General features: G+C 70.8%; 13 protein-coding genes and 1 pseudogene. 4 read left to right on the top strand and 10 right to left on the bottom strand.

Annotated elements, in window-relative coordinates:
* Positions 1 to 842 precede the first annotated feature (842 nt).
* Positions 843 to 3,890 (bottom strand): annotated as a pseudogene (locus tag ABEG17_RS18860) (alpha-(1->3)-arabinofuranosyltransferase family protein); the annotation flags it as partial.
* The gene (locus ABEG17_RS18865) at positions 3,887 to 4,657 is read right to left on the bottom strand and encodes a class I SAM-dependent methyltransferase (RefSeq protein WP_406831028.1); all 771 of its coding nucleotides are present in this window, start codon (positions 4,655 to 4,657) and stop codon (positions 3,887 to 3,889) included. The pseudogene ABEG17_RS18860 and the gene ABEG17_RS18865, both read right to left, overlap by 4 nt.
* Before the next feature lie 75 nt (positions 4,658 to 4,732).
* Between ABEG17_RS18865 and ABEG17_RS18870 the strand changes: the two genes are divergently transcribed.
* Positions 4,733 to 5,884: a glycosyltransferase family 4 protein gene (locus ABEG17_RS18870; protein ID WP_406831029.1), complete on the top strand. Its 1,152-nt coding sequence runs from the start codon at positions 4,733 to 4,735 to the stop codon at positions 5,882 to 5,884.
* On the opposite strand, the gene ABEG17_RS18875 is transcribed toward ABEG17_RS18870, so the two are convergent.
* From ABEG17_RS18875 to polA, 3 genes are all read right to left on the bottom strand, one after another.
* Complete coding sequence (locus ABEG17_RS18875; protein ID WP_406831030.1) at positions 5,885 to 6,088, bottom strand: hypothetical protein; 204 nt, start codon at positions 6,086 to 6,088, stop codon at positions 5,885 to 5,887.
* A gap of 81 nt (positions 6,089 to 6,169) precedes the next feature.
* On the bottom strand, positions 6,170 to 7,825 hold the full coding sequence (locus ABEG17_RS18880; protein WP_406831031.1) for a hypothetical protein: 1,656 nt from the start codon (positions 7,823 to 7,825) through the stop codon (positions 6,170 to 6,172).
* Positions 7,826 to 7,866: 41 nt separating this feature from the next.
* Entirely contained in the window at positions 7,867 to 10,539 is a 2,673-nt protein-coding gene (gene polA / locus ABEG17_RS18885; protein WP_406831032.1) for a DNA polymerase I, read from the bottom strand.
* Positions 10,540 to 10,558: 19 nt separating this feature from the next.
* On the opposite strand from polA, the gene ABEG17_RS18890 reads away from it, so the two are divergent.
* Complete coding sequence (locus ABEG17_RS18890; RefSeq protein WP_406831033.1) at positions 10,559 to 11,026, top strand: PaaI family thioesterase; 468 nt, start codon at positions 10,559 to 10,561, stop codon at positions 11,024 to 11,026.
* Between the two features lie 49 nt (positions 11,027 to 11,075).
* Here ABEG17_RS18890 and ABEG17_RS18895 read toward each other — a convergent pair whose 3' ends face one another.
* From ABEG17_RS18895 to ABEG17_RS18905, 3 genes are all read right to left on the bottom strand, one after another.
* Positions 11,076 to 11,657, bottom strand: coding sequence for a GNAT family N-acetyltransferase (locus ABEG17_RS18895; RefSeq protein WP_406831034.1), 582 nt, complete (start codon positions 11,655 to 11,657; stop codon positions 11,076 to 11,078).
* 216 nt (positions 11,658 to 11,873) lie between these two features.
* Complete coding sequence (locus ABEG17_RS18900; RefSeq protein ID WP_406831035.1) at positions 11,874 to 12,464, bottom strand: GNAT family N-acetyltransferase; 591 nt, start codon at positions 12,462 to 12,464, stop codon at positions 11,874 to 11,876.
* Between the two features lie 3 nt (positions 12,465 to 12,467).
* Positions 12,468 to 13,079: an ANTAR domain-containing response regulator gene (locus ABEG17_RS18905; RefSeq protein ID WP_406831036.1), complete on the bottom strand. Its 612-nt coding sequence runs from the start codon at positions 13,077 to 13,079 to the stop codon at positions 12,468 to 12,470.
* A gap of 190 nt (positions 13,080 to 13,269) precedes the next feature.
* Here ABEG17_RS18905 and ABEG17_RS18910 point away from each other — a divergent pair, with 190 nt between their 5' ends.
* Both ABEG17_RS18910 and ABEG17_RS18915 read left to right on the top strand, forming a co-directional pair.
* On the top strand, positions 13,270 to 14,802 hold the full coding sequence (locus ABEG17_RS18910; protein WP_406831037.1) for a DUF4389 domain-containing protein: 1,533 nt from the start codon (positions 13,270 to 13,272) through the stop codon (positions 14,800 to 14,802).
* Positions 14,803 to 14,909: 107 nt separating this feature from the next.
* Positions 14,910 to 15,497: a lysostaphin resistance A-like protein gene (locus ABEG17_RS18915; RefSeq protein WP_406831038.1), complete on the top strand. Its 588-nt coding sequence runs from the start codon at positions 14,910 to 14,912 to the stop codon at positions 15,495 to 15,497.
* On the opposite strand, the gene ABEG17_RS18920 is transcribed toward ABEG17_RS18915, so the two are convergent.
* Both ABEG17_RS18920 and ABEG17_RS18925 read right to left on the bottom strand, forming a co-directional pair.
* Entirely contained in the window at positions 15,482 to 16,027 is a 546-nt protein-coding gene (locus tag ABEG17_RS18920) for a flavodoxin family protein (RefSeq protein ID WP_406831039.1), read from the bottom strand. The genes ABEG17_RS18915 and ABEG17_RS18920 overlap by 16 nt on opposite strands.
* A gap of 72 nt (positions 16,028 to 16,099) precedes the next feature.
* Positions 16,100 to 17,323, bottom strand: a complete 1,224-nt coding sequence (locus ABEG17_RS18925) for an NAD(P)/FAD-dependent oxidoreductase (protein WP_406831040.1) — start codon at positions 17,321 to 17,323, stop codon at positions 16,100 to 16,102.
* Positions 17,324 to 17,731: the final 408 nt, after the last annotated feature.

The following is a 17,731-nucleotide window of genomic DNA, read 5'->3' on the forward strand; positions in this document are numbered from 1 at the left end:
CCTCCCACGGTGCCCAGCAAGCCCCACACACCGGCGAGGAGCCCGAGACCGACGGCCAGCAGCAGCACTGAGAACGGCAGGGCCAGCCGACCTTCCGGCATCACGGACCTCACAGATCCCCGGCGTCGGCGGAAGCCCAGGAGCACCACCAGGACGGCCGTGAGCAAGCCCGCCCCGAGCGCGACACGGAACGGCCCCTGGGGCGCGAAGTCGAGGCGGAGGACAGCCGTGCTCCCCGCGGGGACGATCCAGCCCTGGGCCCAGCCGTCTAGTGTGACCTCGCGCGCCGTCGTGCCCGCGAGGGTGCCCGACCAGCCCGGGTTGGCGTTCTCGCGGACGCGAGCAATCGAGTCCTCGCTGGGTGCAGGCGCCCGCAGCGCGCGACCGGAGTCCGACCAGGCCAGGCGGGTGACCGGCGTGGAGGACACCGATGTCGGCGACGTCGTAGGGGTCCTCAGGCTGAGGGTGCGCACCCCGAACTCCGCAGAGGCGAGCACTCTGAGGCGCGAGTCGCCCCGCGGCAGCCTCGGGGGCTCGCACACTCGCAGTGCCAGGGGGCGCCCGGCGATGAGGTCGGCGCGCGACCCGCTGACCTCGGTCGCATACTCCGTCCCGTTGACCTGCACACGCGGCCCGAACCCGCAGGCCATGCCGACGGTCTTGGCCGTCACTGGGGGCAGCGTGTCCCCCACCACGTTGACGTCCCCCAGGACCACTGGCGCAGGCGCGTTGCGGCCGTCCGAACGGAAGGCCAGCTCGGTGCTCTTGGTGACGCGCACCACCAGCTTGGAGGTGCGGGACTCTGGAAGCTGCACCGTCCCGTGAACGCCGTCACCCTCAACCGCGCGACGGTAGCGAGTGCCGTTCATGGTGACCTCGACCTCCGTGATCCGACGGCCCGTGACCGCCGGGTCGGTGTCGAACTCGAGCCCACGAACCTGCTGCGCCTTGGCAAACCGCAGGGTGAGGGTAGGGGCGAGCTGTGACGGGTCGGACGCCCAGAAGGTCGTGGGATCACCGTCGACAGCCAGCTGCGCCGCAGTGAATGCACCCGGCACCCACGTGCTGCTCGCGGTGATCCTGGTGCCGTCGGTCCTGTCGAGCAGTCGCGCGGCCGCCTCGGCTCCGCGGGGAACGACCGTGCCCGACGCCTCCGGAGTGATGGCGGCCGGCAAGGTGAAGGCTCGGCGCAGGTCGAGCTCTCCCTCCGCGACCTTGGCCCTCTCGGGGCGACAGTGCAGGACGTTGTGGAATCCCGTCACGCACGGGGGCACCCGGTCCGGGGAGGCCTGCACAAGGACACCACTCACGAAGTCAGACGTCGCTGCTGGCAATCGCAGCCAGCTCTCCACCCGTGGAAGCACTCCTACCCCGATGTCACGCACGCGCACCGTGGGCTTCCCTTGCCGGGTCTCCTCTATGGTGAGTCGCAGGCGGGACGACGGGCCGGGGTGCACGGACAGGGGCACCCTGGCATACGCGGCAGCCGCGCCGGACTCGGGTGGGCTGACCGGGGTTCGCACCGTGCCGGCGTCCGTCGTCACCGTCACTGCCGCGATGCTGGCACCGTCGGACATGTCGAAGGTGGCAGCCAGCTGCGTCGGCAGGGTCACCGCCTTGTCCCACCGGACCTCGATGTACTGGCCCGCGGGTCGGTAGCCGCGGCTTTCCCACATGGTGTCGAGGCTGGAGTCGAAGGCACTTTCCGGGACCTTCGTCAGGTCGCGGACCTGGCCGAGATCGGGGTAGGCGAGGGACCCGGAGGCCGTGACCTCTCGTGCACCTACAACCTCCTTGACGGTCTGCTGGGAGCTCAGGTGGGAGTCACCGGTCAGCCAGGGCATGAGCCAGTCGTGCACCCTGCGGAGGGCCGGATAGGTCTCCGCGGCTTTCAGCGCCGGCCCGTAGTTGCCGCGCACTGCCGCGAAGTTCGCCTCGCGACGCTGAAGCGTGTCGGTCAGGACCTGTGGCGCAGCCTTGAGCCCGGCGCTCTCCAAGGAGGCACGGTCCGAGCTGAGGATCACCGGCTGTTGCGGATCGAGCAGCAGGGAGGTCCCCTCCGGTCCGCCGGCCATCACGGCGGTCGACCCGAGCCTGTCGAGGGAGCTGGGGCTGATGCTCGTCTCGTTGGACAGGTCGTAGATGACGATGGCGGGAACGGGTTCGTCCTGGCCACCGTCGTTGGCCACGTCAGGGTTGAGGCTGCCACCCACATCGGGCCCGAAGGACACCACCGGCCTGCCCCCCGCCGTGGCAAGGGCCTCCTGGACGACCATCGGTGCGGGAGCGCCGGTGGCACGGTAGTTGAGGTCAGATCGCAAGAGGATCCGGGTGACTCCCATCCGGATGAGGGCGTTGCGAAGCTCGAGACCGCCGTACCCGGAGGCGATCCGCGCCTCGATGTCATTCAGCATGCGGGTCGCCCCAGCCGAACCGAGGGGGACGGCATCGCGGACGATCCACGGGCTCGTGGCCAGGGGCTGGAGTGGCTCATCACGCGGGTCACCCCAGTAGCTCGCCGGGGCCGTCGCCCCCGGAAGGACCAGGGTCCTACCCGCGCTGGGATGGTGTCCGAGCCAGTCTGCGGCTTGCGTCCAGTACGTGGGGACGGCGAGGAACTGCCCTCGCTGACTCACCCCTTGGAAGACCGGCGCGGCGACCTGTGCGGCGATGGCCAGGACCACGACAGACGTCACGAGGCGCGGCACCCGACCACCGGCCCGCCGCAGGAGACCTTCGAGCCGGGGCAGCGACTGGGCGACACCCATACACAGGATCACCCGGACGATGGGCTCGAACTTGTGAGTGTTGCGAAATGGCGCCAGCGGACCATCGAGCAGGTGCGAGAACGTGCTGGCAAACGGCCCCGCCCCCGGACCGATGTGACCGGCGGTGACGAGCAGCAGCCCCACGACGAGACCACCTCGTGCGAACAACGACCAACTGGCACCGGCGCGCCAGATCCCCACCAGTCCGATGGCTGCCAGGACGAGTCCGAGCCAGATGACGGGTTGCTGGGTGAGGATCTGCCAGCCTGCCGGCCACTGGGGGCCCCGGGCGCCCGTGATGGCCGCGATCCACTGCGTGGTCCCCCGGAGGGCCTCGGTGGTCGAGGCAGCCGACGTGGTGACGGCGCTGGACTCGATCCAGTCCAGGAACGGCGGACTGTAGCGGCCGAGCAGCAGGAGGGGGCCTATCCACCAGGCTGAGACCAGCGCGATGCAGAGCGCCCACCAAGCACCGACCCGGAGTCGGGTCCCCCGCGCGCGGGTCACGATCCACAGGACAGGGAGGGGCAGAAGCGCCAGACTCGCCACGGCATTCACCGCACCGGCTGCGAGGAAGGCGAGCGCAGACCGGGCCGCCGCCGTCCGTTCGCCACCCGGCGCGGTCGCTACCAGGGGAAGCAGGACCCACGGCGCGAGGGCCATCGGCCAGATCTCCGAGCTCACGGCCCCCAGCCCCTCCAGCATGCGCGGCGCCAGAGCAAAGGCGAACGAGGCGAGCATCCGAGAGGTGCTCGTCCCGATGGCCAGCCGGACCAGCAGCAGGCGCATCCCGTGGAACGCCGTCAGCAGGATGAGGATCCACCACAGGCGCTGGACGGCCCAGTCAGGCACACCCACCTGGTGCCACACCCAGAAGAAGGGTCCCATGGGGAACAGGTAGCCGTAGGCCTGGTTCTGGAGCTGGCCGGCCGCCGCCTGACTGTCCCAGAGGGTGAACGCCCTCTCGATGAGCGCGCCCGGCGCCTGGGTCAGGTCGAGCTTGGTGTCCGGGACGGTCCAGCGGGGGGCCTGGGCGACCGCGAATGCGATGAGGACGGCAGACTGCGCCAGCAGGTTCAGGCGATCGCGGGCCAGCTCGACTACTGGTCGGTCCGCTCTCATGGTGATACCCGCCGCACGACGATCACCGCATTCCAGCTGGCGACCTCACGCAGCAGCGGGACCCGCATGACCCACTTGGCCCACGTCGGGTGGTAGCGGGGCAGCACCTCCACCACGCTCACCTCGCCGGCGGCCTCGGCCGCCCGCAGCCAGCGCATCATGCGTCCCACCGAGCAGGCGAAGAGCGAGCGCCCGAAATCGTTCTTGGGTCGCCTGCCGAGCTTCGCGGCGTACCGGTCCGCCGCACGGCGGCCACCCAGGTAGTGCCACGGGGCGGTCTCATGGCCGCCCCACGGCGACAGCCACGGCGTCCACGACAGCACCACGAGCCCGCCCGGTCGCGTGATGCGGAGCATCTCGCGGGCCATGAGCTCGGGGTCGGGGACGTGTTCGAGGACGTTGCTGGAGTAGGCGATCGTGACGGACGCGTCCGCGAGCGGCAGCGCAAGGCCGGACCCCCTGACCGCATTGACCCCGATGTGGCCCCGGGCCGTGAGCTCCCCGACGTCGGGCTCCACGCCGGCATACGACGCGCCGGCAGCGGCAAAGGCATCGGCGAAGTACCCAGGTCCTCCCCCGATGTCCACGACGGTGGCACCGCCGAGGTGGGTCCAGCGCTGCACCTCGGCAACGGAGTCCACCGCGAGCGTCGAGTAAAACCGGTCTGGGTCGCTCTGTTCGGCCAGGAAGGCCCGGAAGAGCTCGACGGTCCTGCGCAGGGAGCCCCTGGGATACGGCTGCACAGCGACATCGCCCGACTCGACCACGACGTGAACCCTAGTGCCGCTACGGTTACCCATCAGTCACCTTCCCAACTCCCACCGCTGTGAGGATGTGCACACGTGCGTCTGGCGTTCCTCAGCTGGCGTGACTCCACCCACCCTGAGGGGGGTGGCGCCGAGCACTACCTGGAGACGGTGGCCGAGCACCTTGCGACCCGTGGTCACGACGTCACGATCTACTGCGCCGCTCACGGAGACGCCCCTGCCCACGAGGTACGGTGCGGTGTCACCATCCGCCGGCAGGGTGGACGACTCACCGTGTACGGCGCGGCCTTGCAGGCCCTGCGCCGGGACGAACGGGCTCACGGAGCGTTCGACGGCATCGTCGACACCCAGAACGGCATCCCGTTCTTCTCCTCGTGGTGGACCCGCACCCCCGTCGTGGTCCTGGTCCACCACGTCCACCGCGAGCAGTGGCCGGTCGTCTTCGGTCCGGTCGCGGCGAGGGTGGGATGGTTCATCGAGTCGCAGGTCGCGCCGCGCGTGTACCGCTCGAGGCAGTACGTCGCCGTGTCCGGTCGCACACGTGACGAGCTCGTGGAACTCGGCGTCACCGCAGGCCACATAGCCGTGATCCACAACGGCACCGACGCCCCGCTGGCGCTCGGGGTGGCTCGTAACCCCGACCCCACCCTGGTCGTCCTCGGACGACTGGTCCCCCACAAGCGCGTCGAGCACGCCATTGACGTCGTCGCCCGTCTGCGCGGCACCCACCCGGGGCTGCGCCTGCGCGTCGTGGGCCACGGCTGGTGGCACGACCGGATCGCCGAGCACGCCCACGCCTCGGGCGTCGAGGACGACGTCACCCTCCTGGGGTTCGTCGACGAGGCGACCAAGCACGCCGAGCTGTCGAGTGCGTGGGTGGCTCTGGCTCCCAGCGTCAAGGAGGGCTGGGGCCTGTGCGTGGTGGAGGCTGCGAGTCACGGCGTTCCCACTGTGGCGTACTCCGATGCCGGCGGGTTGTCGGAGTCGATCATCGACGGGCGCACGGGGATCCTCGTGGACGACCTGGACGCCATGACCCACGCTGTCGCGGCCCTTCTGGCCGACCCCGAGCTGCGCGCCGAGCTCGGGGACCACGCACGGGACTACGCCCGTCAGTTCACCTGGACCGGCACGGGTCAGCACTGGGAGACGCTGTTGACGCAGGTGACACGAGGAGGGGCGCCGGTCACCATGACCGACGCCCGCTCGACAACCGCGAGGCGCTGACTAGCCGCCGTAGTTGAGCAGGTCCTGCGGCGGGACGATGTCCTTCTTGCCGTCGACGATGGCCGCGCCGTCCTTCGGGCCACTGGCACCGATGACGCTGAAGACGGCGGCCGTCGCGGCACCGCCACCCAGAACCACGCTCAGGATGGTGATCGCCGCAGCGGACGACACAACCCCACGCTCGTCGCGTCGCAAGAACTTCATGCTCGGTGGCCTCCAGGCTCGGTGGTGTTGGCCCGAGGTTACCGGCTGGTTCGGGTGTTCGCGCAACCTTGTGGAAATTTCTCACCCCGAGCGTGTCACGACCCACACCCGGAAGTGCGGCCCGGTGAACACCTCGGTCATCCCCGCGTGGTCTGACGGGATGCTGCCGGGACTGTCCCGCCACTCGACGACGGCAGTCACCCCTCGCTGGCGAAGGACGGCAGGATCAAGGTCTGCCGAGCCCGTGGTGAGGCCGAGGTCGCCAGCCGTCACCGCGTCGTCGTCGACGGTCCACTGCTGCCGCCCCCGCGCCACGACGAGCTGGCGTGAGGCGAGGACCGGCGCCCGCAGGGCTCGCGGCGTGGGGTCGAGGAACGGCGCGCCCCCCGCCCATGGAGTCCGCCGAAACGACTGGTACGGCAGGACGAGGATGCGCCCCTGGCCGGCCGCCCGGTCAGCGGCACGCACCGTCGGGGCCCAGTCAGCGGGCATCTGAAGTGGACGGTAGGCCGAGCCGACGGAGGACGGCAGGTCCGGCACGGTGAGGACCGCTGCGGAGAGCACGACCACCGCGGCCGCCGCTCCCGGTAGCAGGTGCGTGCCACGCCGCAGGGGGCTCGGCCGACGCCCTGTCGCGTTCACCGTGGTCGAGGTGCTTGGGGAGCTCGGGGAGCTCGGGGGGGCGGCACGACGAGCCGTCAGCCGCGCCACCTCGCCCAGCACGACACCCACGAGCACCGCACTGGTGATGGCCGTCAACCCGAGCCAGCGGTGCGTGTCGCGGCCGATGGCGACCCCGGGCACCCGCTGAAGCTTGGCGAAGAGCTCCAGTCCCGGCCCTGCGAAGAAGGCCGCAGCGACCACCGGTAGCAGCCATGCCCCGGCAGCGAGGAGCGCGACCCGACGACCGGCTCGACGGCCGAGCAGGGCCACGCCGGCCAGCGCGAGGACGACCAGCAGCAGGGAGGCAGTGATGGCGAGGGCTGACGACCGGGAGTCGGGGACGGTGGCGGCGGCCCAGCTGCCACCGAGGGTGAGCGCGGAACCCACGAGGCCCCACGAGGAGTCCGCCCGCAGCGCGAACGCCCGGGCGCCGTCGGGATCTGCCGCACCGGCGCCGTGGGTCAGCGCGGGCAGGACCCACGGCAGGGACCAGAGCACCGCCATACCGACAACCCCGAGCCGCCACGAGGCGTGTCGGCGCCGTGGTGTCGTCAGGCTGGTGCCGATGACGACCAGGGCCGCAACCAGGGAGCCCCAGGGCGTCAGCGCTGCTGGGAGCGCACAGACCAGCACGGCAGCGAGGGCACGACCCGTCGGCAGTCCCGAGCGGACCGTGGCGACCAGCCACGGGGTCATTGAGTACGCGAGCAGGGTCGGGGGTTGTCCGAGGGCCAGGCGCTCGGCCACGTAGGGGTTCCACGTCGCCACGGCGGCCCCGGCGACCATGGCCGCGGTGCCGTGCTGCCTGAGCAGGACCGCGACGCCGCAGCCCGCCAGCACGAGTGAGGCGAGCAACATCACCTGCTGCTGTGCCCCGGTGCTCACGACCGGGGACAGCGCAGCCATCACCGCGTCGAGGGGTACGGCTCGCGGCGGCTCCCCGTCACGTCCGAGCAGGCCGGGACCATGGGCGAGGGCCGGCACGGTGACGAAGTCGCGGTAGAGGAACAATCCCCGGCCGAACGATCGGCCGCAGACCACCAGCGCCAGGACCAGCGACGTCAGGAACGCCACCGGCAACCCCCACCTGCCGCGACCCCGGGACATGCGCTGCCTCAGTGGGCGGCGTCGTGCCAGGACCGGCCGACGCCGACGCTGACCTCAAGAGGGACGTCCATCTCCATCGCGCCGCCCATCTCGCGGCGCACGAGGGCCTCCACGTCGTCGCGCTCCCCCGGGGCGATCTCCAGGACGAGCTCGTCGTGCACCTGGAGCAGCTGGCGTGAGCGTGCACCGGACTCGGCCAGGGCCTTGTCGACCCGGAGCATCGCGAGCTTGATGATGTCCGCCGCAGAGCCCTGGATCGGGGCGTTGAGCGCCATGCGCTCGGCCATCTCGCGGCGCTGGCGGTTGTCCGAGGTCAGGTCGGGCAGGTAGCGGCGGCGGCCGAGCATGGTCTGGGTGTAGCCGGTCCCGCGGGCCTCGGCGACCACCTCGGTGAGGTAGTCGCGCACCCCGCCGAACCGCGCGAAGTACTCGTCCATCAGGCCCTGGGCCTCGCCGGTGGAGATGGTGAGCTGCTTGGACAGGCCGAAGGCCGACAGGCCGTACGCGAGTCCGTAGGACATGGCCTTGACCTTGGAGCGCATCGCCGACGTGACGTCCTGCGGCTCGACGTGGAAGACGCGTGACCCGACGAACCGGTGCAGGTCCTCCCCCGTGCGGAAGGCCTCGATCAGCCCCTCGTCGCCGGACAGGTGGGCCATGATCCGCATCTCGATCTGGCTGTAGTCGGCCGACATGAGCGACTCGTAGCCGTCGCCGACGACGAAGACCTCGCGGATGCGGCGGCCCTCGTCGGTGCGGATCGGGATGTTCTGGAGGTTGGGGTCGGTGGAGCTGAGCCGGCCGGTCGCGGCGATCGTCTGCTGGTACGTCGTGTGGATGCGGCCGTCGTCGGCCACCGATTTGAGCAGCCCCTCGACGGTGACGCGCAGGCGCGAGGCGTCACGGTGGCGCAGCAGCGCCTCGAGGAACGGGTGCTCGGTCTTGGTGAACAGGTCGGTCAGGGCGTCGGCGTCGGTCGTGTAGCCCGTCTTGGTGCGTCGCGTCTTGGGCAGCCCCAAGGTCTCGAACAGCACGACCTGCAGCTGCTTGGGCGAGCCGAGGTTGATCTGGTCGCCCCCGATCGCGTCGTAGGCGTCCTGCTGCGCCTCGCGCACCTTGGCAGCGAAGTCGGCCTCGAGCCCGGTCATCGTCGCGGTGTCGGCGGCGATGCCGATGCGCTCCATCCCGGCGAGCACGTGCTCGAGCGGCAGTTCGAGGTCACGCTGCAGCGAGGTGCCGCCAGTCGCCTCGAGCTGCTCGGCCAGCGACCCCGCGAGGTCGAGGACCGCGCTGGCCCGCACCATCGCCTCCTGGGCGGAGGTGTCCTGGTCGTCGCCGAAGTCGAGCAGGCCCTGCCCCGTGTCAGCGGTCTCGGCCCGCAGCTCACGCCCGAGGTGGCGCAACACGAGGTCGGACAGGTCGTAGGAGCGCTGGTCGGGGCGCACGAGGTAGGCCGCGAGCGCCGTGTCGGTCTCGATCCCGTCGACCGTCCAGCCCCGCGCCGCGAGCGCCAGCAACGGCCCCTTCGCGTCGTGCAGCACCTTGGGTCGGGTCGGATCGGCCAGCCAGGCGCCGACCGCGGCCTCGCCGGCAGGGTCCAGCGACGTGACGTCGACGTATGCCGCCGCGCCACCGTCGGTGGCCAGGGCCAGCGCGTTGACGTCCCCGGTACCTCGACCCCAGGTGCCGACGACGTGCACGCCGACGCGGGCTCCGGAGGCGGCATACTCCTGCAACCACCCGGCCACGTCGTCAGGGGCGAGGACGCTGCCCTCGAGGTCGAAGCCGTGCTCGGCCTCCTCCTTCGGCGCCTCGAGGTACTCGAAGAGACGGTCGCGCAGCACCCTGAACTCGAGGCTGTCGAAGACGGTGTGGACCTGGTCGCGGTCCCAGTTCTGCCGCTCGAGCTCATCGATGGTGACGGGCAGCTCGAGGTCGGTGAGGAGGTGGTTGAGCCGGCGGTTGCGCAGGACCCCGTTGAGATGCTCGCGCAGCGACTCCCCCGCCTTGCCCTTGATCTCGTCCGCGTGCGCGACGACGCCCTGGAGGTCGCCGTAGAGCCCCAGCCACTTCGCCGCCGTCTTCGGCCCGACCCCCGGCACGCCCGGCAGGTTGTCGCTGGTCTCACCGACGAGGGCGGCGAGGTCGCTGTAGCGCTCGGGGGCGACGAGGTACTTCTCCTCGACGGCCTTGGGGTCCATCCGCCACACCTCGGACACACCGCGAACGGGGTAGAGCAGCGTCACCTTGTCGTTGACGAGCTGGAAGGCGTCGCGGTCACCGGTGCAGATGATGACGTCCATGCCCTGCGCGGTCGCCTGGGTGGTCAGGGTCGCAATGACGTCGTCGGCCTCGAAGCCGTCCATCTGCACGTGCTTGATCTTGAGGGCGTCCAGCACCTCGCGGACCAGCGCCACCTGGCCCTGGAACTCGCTGGGGGTGGCCGACCGGGTCGCCTTGTACTCGGCGTACTCCTCGCTGCGGAACGTCTTGCGGCTGACGTCGAAGGCGACCGCGAGGTGGGTCGGCTGCTCGTCACGCAGCACGTTGATGAGCATCGACGTGAAGCCGTAGACCGCGTTGGTGTGCTGTCCGGTGCTGGTCGAGAAGTTCTCGACCGGCAGCGCGAAGAAGGCCCGGTAGGCGAGGGAATGTCCGTCGAGGAGCAGGAGGCGACTCACGCATGGCAGCCTATTGGTTATGAGTGACACCCCCGCGACCGCCAGCGACCTCGCCCCTTCCGCCTCCTCCGACTTCAGCTCGGCCCTGCAGGCCATGCAGGAGATGAATCCCGACTCGCTGCTGCACCGGATGCAGATCGAGATCGTCGAGGGCACCCCGGACCGGGTCGTGGGACGCATGCCGGTGGCCGGGAACACCCAGCCGTACGGGCTGCTGCACGGCGGCGCCTCCGTCGTCCTCGCCGAGACGCTCGGCTCGGTCGGGGCGGCCTTGCACGCCGGTCCGGATCGGATCGCCGTCGGCCTCGACATCAACGCGACGCACCACCGGGCAGCACGGGCCGGCACCGTCACGGGCACGGCAACGGCCGTCTCGCTGGGCGGCACGCTGGCGTGCTACGAGGTCGTCATCACCGACGAGCAGGACCGCCGGATCTGCACCTGCCGAATCACCTGCCTGATCCGGGACGCCGCGCCGGGAGCGTAGAGAGAGAAGGGCAGACGTCGTCGCGCGTGCTGCGAGCAGGTGCCTTGGCTCAGCCTGCGAGGCGGTTGGCCGACTGGGCGGCCCGGGCGCGCAGCGAGCGGCGGCGGTGAAGCAGGGCTTCGAGCGAGTGGGTGCGCTGCTCGTCAGCGCCCAGGCGGCGACGCAGTGCAGACACCGTCGTGATGCGTCGAACGACCTGTGAGCTGAAACCGAGTCGGGCGAAGAAGCGGTTCGCGTCACGGTGCTGGGCTGGGACGTTGCAGCCGATCTGCTCGCATCCCCGCGAGTCGGCGTAGACGGTCACGGCACTCATGAGGTGCCGGGCGACCCCGTGCTTGCGCGCCTCCGGCACGACATACAGCTGGTCGATCGTCACGCAGGGGGCCTCGGTGAGCGCGGAAAAGGGGGTCGTCGCGGCGACCGTGAAGCCGACGGCGCGGCCGTCGGCCATCGCGACATACGCCCTGACGTCCTCTCGGGCGAGAGCGGCGGCAACACGGCCCTCGGAGGCAGCGCGCGCGGCAACCTCGGGGCTGACGCCTGCCTCGACCCTGGCCGACATCCACAGCTCGGTGAACGCTCGCTGCTCGTCCTCACGCACACGCTTGACGTTGATCGCGGGACGGCTCACCGGTTCCTCCATCATCGACGGTCTGACTCGTGTGTGCGCGGCTCCCCCGTGGGCCGCTGGCGACGTCGGGGACCCGCCAGACCTAGGACTCTAGGGCCCCCGCGTCGGATTAGTGAAGCCTTCAACAGAACCTCACAGGTGAAGTGAATGGGCTTGCGTGCGACGACTGGTATTTCGTCGCGACGAGCACGATCCACGGCGACGCGAGCGCCCCCATCACAGGGCCTGCTCGAACACGTAGTCGTCCTCGTACCGGTCGCCCACGAGGAACCGCTTGGTGCCCACCCGCGTGAACCCGCTCTTGGCGTAGAACCGCTGGGCGCGCTCGTTGAGCTGGTTGACGCCGAGCCAGGCGCCCCGTGAACCGCGGGCGCGGGCTGCGTCGAGCGCCGCGGCCATGAGCTCGCGGCTGGTCCCCGCCCCGTGCTGGTCCGGCAGGACGTAGATCTTGCTCAACTCCGACGTCGGCCTCAGCTGGAGTACGGCGCGCACGTCCGGGTCTGCGGGTTCGGCGGTGACGAGCATCGCGTACCCGGTCGCCGCCGTTAGGCCCCCAACGGGGCCTGCCGCCGGACGGCCCCCGACGGAGCCATCCCTACCGACGAGACCTTCCTCCTCGGCGACGAAGAGGTCACGCGACGGGTCACCGAGGTACTCCTCGAACCGCTGAACGGAGAGCACGTCGGCGATGAATGTCGCGATGGCCCCCTGCGTGACGTGCGGGGGGCAGGCCAGGGCGAACGTCGCCGCAGCGACGGTGGCGAGCGCCGGTGCGTCGGCCACCGTGGCCGCACGGACCACTGCCACCGGTCAGGCCTTGTCCATACCGCTGACGACGGCGTCGGCGACCTCGCGCATGCCGAGCCGCCGGTCCATGGCCGTCTTCTGGATCCAGCGGAACGCCTCGGCCTCGGTGATCTTGAGCTTCTTCATGAGGATGCCCTTGGCGCGGTCGACGGCCTTGCGGGTCTCGAGGCGCTCACCGAGGTCGGCGATCTCGTTCTCGAGCGCCTTGACCTCGGTCCAGCGGTGCCGTGCGATGTCGATGGACGGCCCCAGGTCGGAGGCCGTGAACGGCTTGACGATGTAGGCCATCACCCCGGCGTCACGGGCCCGCTCGACGAGCTCGGTCTGGCTGAACGCCGTGAGCATGACCACGGGGCAGATCTTCGCGGCGCCGATCTCCTCGGCCGCAGTGATGCCGTCCATGACCGGCATCTTGACGTCCATGATCACCAGGTCGGGGGTGAGCTCCTTGGCCATCTCGACGGCCTGCTCGCCGTTGCTCGCCTGCCCGACGACCTCGTAGCCGAGCTCGGCCAGCATCTCGGCGAGGTCGAGGCGGATCAGCGCCTCGTCCTCGGCCACGAGGATGCGTGTGGGGGCTTTGGTGGTCGTCGTCGTCGACTGGCTCTCGCTCACGGGGACGAGCCTAGGGGACGCACGTTAACGGCACGTTGCGCGCCCAGTCGCACCACGCCCGCGAACGCCAAGGACGACCGCGCGGACCGAAGGTGCAGGTCGAACCCGCAGGTCGAGCGCGCGGGCCGAATGGCCCTGTCGTCGCTCAGCTCGCCCAAGGACGGTGGAGGTAACCGCGAGGAGTGATGAGATGACCACCATCCAGAGCACACCCCCTGCCCCGATCCCGCCGCCCTACTACCCGGTCCACCTGCGGGCCGATGTCCAGCCGCACGCCTCGCGGTGGCTGTGGCTCGTGAAGTGGCTGCTGCTCGTGCCGCACGCGGTGGTGCTGCTCTTCCTCTGGCTGGCCTTCGTCGCGCTGAGCCTCGTCGCCTTCGTCGGCATCCTCGTGACGGGCCGGTACCCCCGTGCCCTGTTCGACTTCAACGTCGGCGTGCTGCGGTGGAGCTGGCGGGTCGTCTACTACGGCTACAGCGCACTCGCGACCGACCAGTACCCACCGTTCACGCTGGCGGACGTCCCCGACTACCCGGCGCACCTCGAGATCGACTACCCCGAGCACCTCTCCCGGGGGCTGGTCCTGGTCAAGTGGTGGCTGCTCGCCCTGCCGCACTACCTCGTCGTCGGGATCCTCGTCGGCGGCGGCAGCTGGTGGGTCGCCAACGACCAGGCCCCCGACCGCTTCACCTGGGGCGGTGGGCTCGTCGGCCTGCTCGTCCTCGTCGCCGCGGTCGTCCTGGCCCTGACCGGCCAGTACCCCCGAGGGGTGTACGACCTCGTGCTTGGCCTGAACAGGTGGGTCCTGCGGGTGTGCGCGTATGCGGCGCTGATGACCGACGCCTATCCCCCGTTCCGGCTCGACCTCGGCCCCGGTGACCCGAGCGACCGTCTGCTCCCCACGGACAGCGCACCACCACCCCCACAGCCCGCCTCCGCCGTCTCGGCGGTCCGGGCCGGGTCGCCCGTCTCCCCCGCCTCACCGATGTCACCGGGTGCCGCCACCAGGCCCGCCGGCCCGGGTCCCGTGCGTCGTAGCGGCTGGACCGGCGGCCGGATCACGAGCGTCGTCGCGGGTTCGTTGCTGGGACTCATCTCCCTGGGCGTGCTCACCGGCGGAGCCGCGCTGCTCGTCATCGACCACGCCATGCGGGACGGCACCGGCTTCGTCACCTCCTCCGCCCGTTCGGTGAACAGTTCGGGGTATGCCGTGGCCGTGACCTCCATGGTGATCGAGACCTCCCCCGGTGACTCGACCCTGCCCAGCCGCGCGCTGGGTGACGTGCGACTGCGGGTCTCGCCCACAGGGCCCGGGGCCGTGTTCGTCGGGATCGGACCGACCTCCGCCGTGCAGCGGTACCTCGCGGGCGTGGCACGGACGGTGCCCGCAGCGGGCTGGGCCGACGGCCGGGACATCGCCGGCCACGCGCCCAGCCAGCCCCCGACCGCGCTGTCCATCTGGAACGCGTCCGCGGTGGGTACCGGTCCGCAGACGCTCACCTGGACTCCCCGCAGCGGCGACTGGGCCGTGGTGCTCATGAACGCTGACGGCTCGGCCGGGGTCAACGCCGACGTCGACGTGGGCGCGCGCCTTCCGTGGCTGGGCGCAGTGGGCGTGGTCGGGCTGGTCGCAGGCCTGGTCCTGCTCGTCGGCGGGGTGACCCTGGTGGCGGTCGCGACGCGACGGGCGAGCGCCCGACCACCGGCACCATCGGACGTGTGAAGACGGACCGCCGACCCCTTGCTGGGGATGCCGGCGACGGACGGCTCACTTCTCGTGCATCCACGTGCTTGGCCGCCGTGGAGGTCGTCCTCGCTACCGTGGCCGTCGTGGCGGACTGGTTCATCCCGTCAGTCGTGCTGGTGGGTATGGCTGCAGTCAGTCTGGCCGTGCGCCGCCAGGGACCCAGCTCGTTGGGGTTCCACCGCAGCGCCAACCCGTGGCGGCTGGTCGGGCAGATGGCAGGTTTCGCGATCGCGTGGACCCTGCTGAACGTCGCTCTGCTGATCCCCGTCGTCAACCACCTGAGCGGCCAGCGGCAGGACGTCAGCGGCTTCGCCGACCTGCAGGGCGACGTCGGGCTCCTGCTGCTCTACGTGTGCGCGGCCTGGGTCGTGGCTGCCTTCTGCGAGGAGGTCGCTTTCCGCGGTTACCTCGTCACTCGGCTGACCGACGTGCTCGGGCATGGCCGCCCGAGCCTGGTGACGGCGGTCGCGGTGTCCTCGGTGCTGTTCGGGTTGCTGCACACCGAGCAGGGCTGGGTGGGCGTCGTGCTCAGTGCGTTCGGGGCTGCCGTGTTCAGCGTCCTGCGATTCAGGTGCCGCACCCTGTGGGCCCCGATCCTGGCGCACGGCTTCGACGACACCATCGGCTTCGTGTGGTTCTTCTTCTTCGGGCCGGCCTACGGCCTCTGGTGACGACGCACGCCACGTTCCGGCGCACCGGCCTCGGTGAGGGCCCGGCCCCAGGCGCCGGCCCGCTCCAGCTCTCCTTCGTCCAATGGTCCCTCCAGGCCGTGCACCCAGAACGACTCCGGCGGCACAGCCTGGGTGAGGCCGAGCTTGCGGAGTCTCTTCGCCGCCTTCTTGGCTGCAGAACCGGGGACCCGGGGGTGGCTCACGCGCGTGTCGAAAGTGGCGAAGGCGGTCCCCGTCCGGCCCGGCTCGATGCTCTCCAGCCACTCACGCACCCCCATCAGGGCAGACTCGACAGGATGACCAGACTTGCTCGACGCGTCATCCCTGCTGGAGGGACGGCTGAGGCCGAAGGCATGCGTCGGTGCGCCGACGACCAGCAGGTCGAGGTCCGGCGGAAGCGGCCCCGCTGCGGAGACCTCATGCAGCTCGACCGGTCCGGCACCGCCCAGCCCCTCGGCCACAGCGCTGGCGACCTCCCGGGTGTTGCCGAACATCGACTCGTACACGACCCAGGTCCGAGTCATGGCCATGGTGCCCCCTCTGCTGCTCGACGCGTCTTCGCTGCCCCCATCGTCGGGCGGCTGTGCCGGCACCACAGCGGGTCAAAGGTCCTGCGGCGTGCCTGTCCCCCGGCGGCCTGACGCGGCTGCCCGGACCAGGCCCGCGACCGCTCGCCCGGTAAGTCGACCCGGACCCAGCCCGAGCTCCACGAGGTCGTCGAAGACCCGCTGGTCGGAGTCGGCGGCACGCAACCCCGCCGACAGCACCAGTGGCCGGACGACCAGCCGACTGGCCACGGCCGTGCTGAGCAGGTTCAGGCGCAGCAGTCGCCGCACCTGACGCCCGTAGACCGCGCCCGGGTCAGCTGCAGTCGGCACCCCGGTCGAGGGAGCAGGATCGGCCGGCAGGCGTCCCGCCATCCTGCCTGCGACCCTGCCGGCGATCGCCCCCGTGGCCACGGCGTAGTAGATCCCCTCGCCGGTCAACGGGTTGACCAGTCCCGCGGCGTCACCGACGAGGAGCACCCGGCCCGGCGGATGGACCCACCGCGCCCCCGACAGGGGCAGGTGGTGACCGCGCCAGGAGTGCGCCCCCTCCGATGATCCCGGCAGGAGGACCTCCAGGCGCTCCACCATGAGCCGGTGCGACGGTGCTGAGAGATCGCTGGAGAGCACCTCGCCGTAACCCACGTTGGACCACCCGTCGCCGCGGTCGAACGCCCACGCATACGAGGGGCGGCGGTCCTGCCCGAAGCGGATGACCTGACGACCCGCACGCGAATCCCGCGTCGGCGCGTACCCCCGCAACCCCAACGCCACCGGACCCGCGGGCCCCATCCCCAGCGCTCGACGCACCTGCGAACGCGCGCCGTCGGCCGCGACGACCACGCTGGCCCGGATCGTGTCGTCGACCACCACGTGGTCCTGCCCGGCGCGCACCTCGCGCACGCGGTGACGGCGCAGCACCGAGCCGGCTCGGACCGCCGCCTCCACGAGGCCCGCGTCGAACTCGGCTCGCGGCACCACGAGAGCCGGACGCTGCATGGGGCGCACCACCGACTGCTGCCCCAGCGAGAGCTCGAGCGTCGTGATCGGGCGGTGGTGGCGCAGCAGGCTCTCCACCAGGTCGCTCGCCCCGAGTGACGCCAGCACGTCGAGCACATGGGGTGCGATCCCGTCGCCGCACACCTTGTCCCGCGGGAACTCGGCACGGTCGAGCAGCAGCACGCGCGCCTCCGGGTGCTCCTGCAACGCGCCCAGTGCGGCTGCTGCCCCCGCCGGCCCCGCGCCGACGACCACGAGGTCCCACGTCTCGCTAGACGTCATGGTTCGCTCCGCGTCCGTGCAGTCCACCGACGTGCGGATCACGTTGGTGCCGAAGGCGGGACTCGAACCAGTGGGAATGCTGCTCGAAGCGCCGAGTAGTGACACTCGCTATAGCGCAAGTTGGCCTTGTAGCCGAGGCCAGTGGACAGTCCATGAACTTGAGCGTAGGCGAGCTCCCGACAGATCCTCGGCTGGTAGGCGGCGGCGTCACACCGTTCGATTCGACGTCGCCGATCGAGTACGGCATGCCTGCCTGCGACGACGCCTCGCCTGACCCCTCAACCGTCTAGGCGAAGGGAGAGAGCAAGCGCTGCTCGGCGAATGTCAGGCCGCACAGGTACTTGGCGCCCTGGTGCGTAACCTGGGCGCACTCGACGCGCGTCACCGTTGGGCCGACGCCCGTCGAGC

Origin of the sequence: Pedococcus sp. KACC 23699 (assembly GCF_045348425.1) — a bacterium.
In the GTDB taxonomy this organism is placed as follows: Bacteria; Actinomycetota; Actinomycetes; order Actinomycetales; family Dermatophilaceae; genus Pedococcus.

Bases quoted from the DNA above. Each gene is read 5' to 3' on its own strand.
- ABEG17_RS18875 (WP_406831030.1), bottom strand. From the start codon at position 6,088: ATGAAGTTCTTGCGACGCGACGAGCGTGGGGTTGTGTCGTCCGCTGCG.
- ABEG17_RS18890 (WP_406831033.1), top strand. From the start codon at position 10,559: ATGAGTGACACCCCCGCGACCGCCAGCGACCTCGCCCCTTCCGCCTCC.
- ABEG17_RS18910 (WP_406831037.1), top strand. From the start codon at position 13,270: ATGACCACCATCCAGAGCACACCCCCTGCCCCGATCCCGCCGCCCTAC.
- ABEG17_RS18920 (WP_406831039.1), bottom strand. From the start codon at position 16,027: ATGGCCATGACTCGGACCTGGGTCGTGTACGAGTCGATGTTCGGCAAC.
- ABEG17_RS18925 (WP_406831040.1), bottom strand. From the start codon at position 17,323: ATGACGTCTAGCGAGACGTGGGACCTCGTGGTCGTCGGCGCGGGGCCG.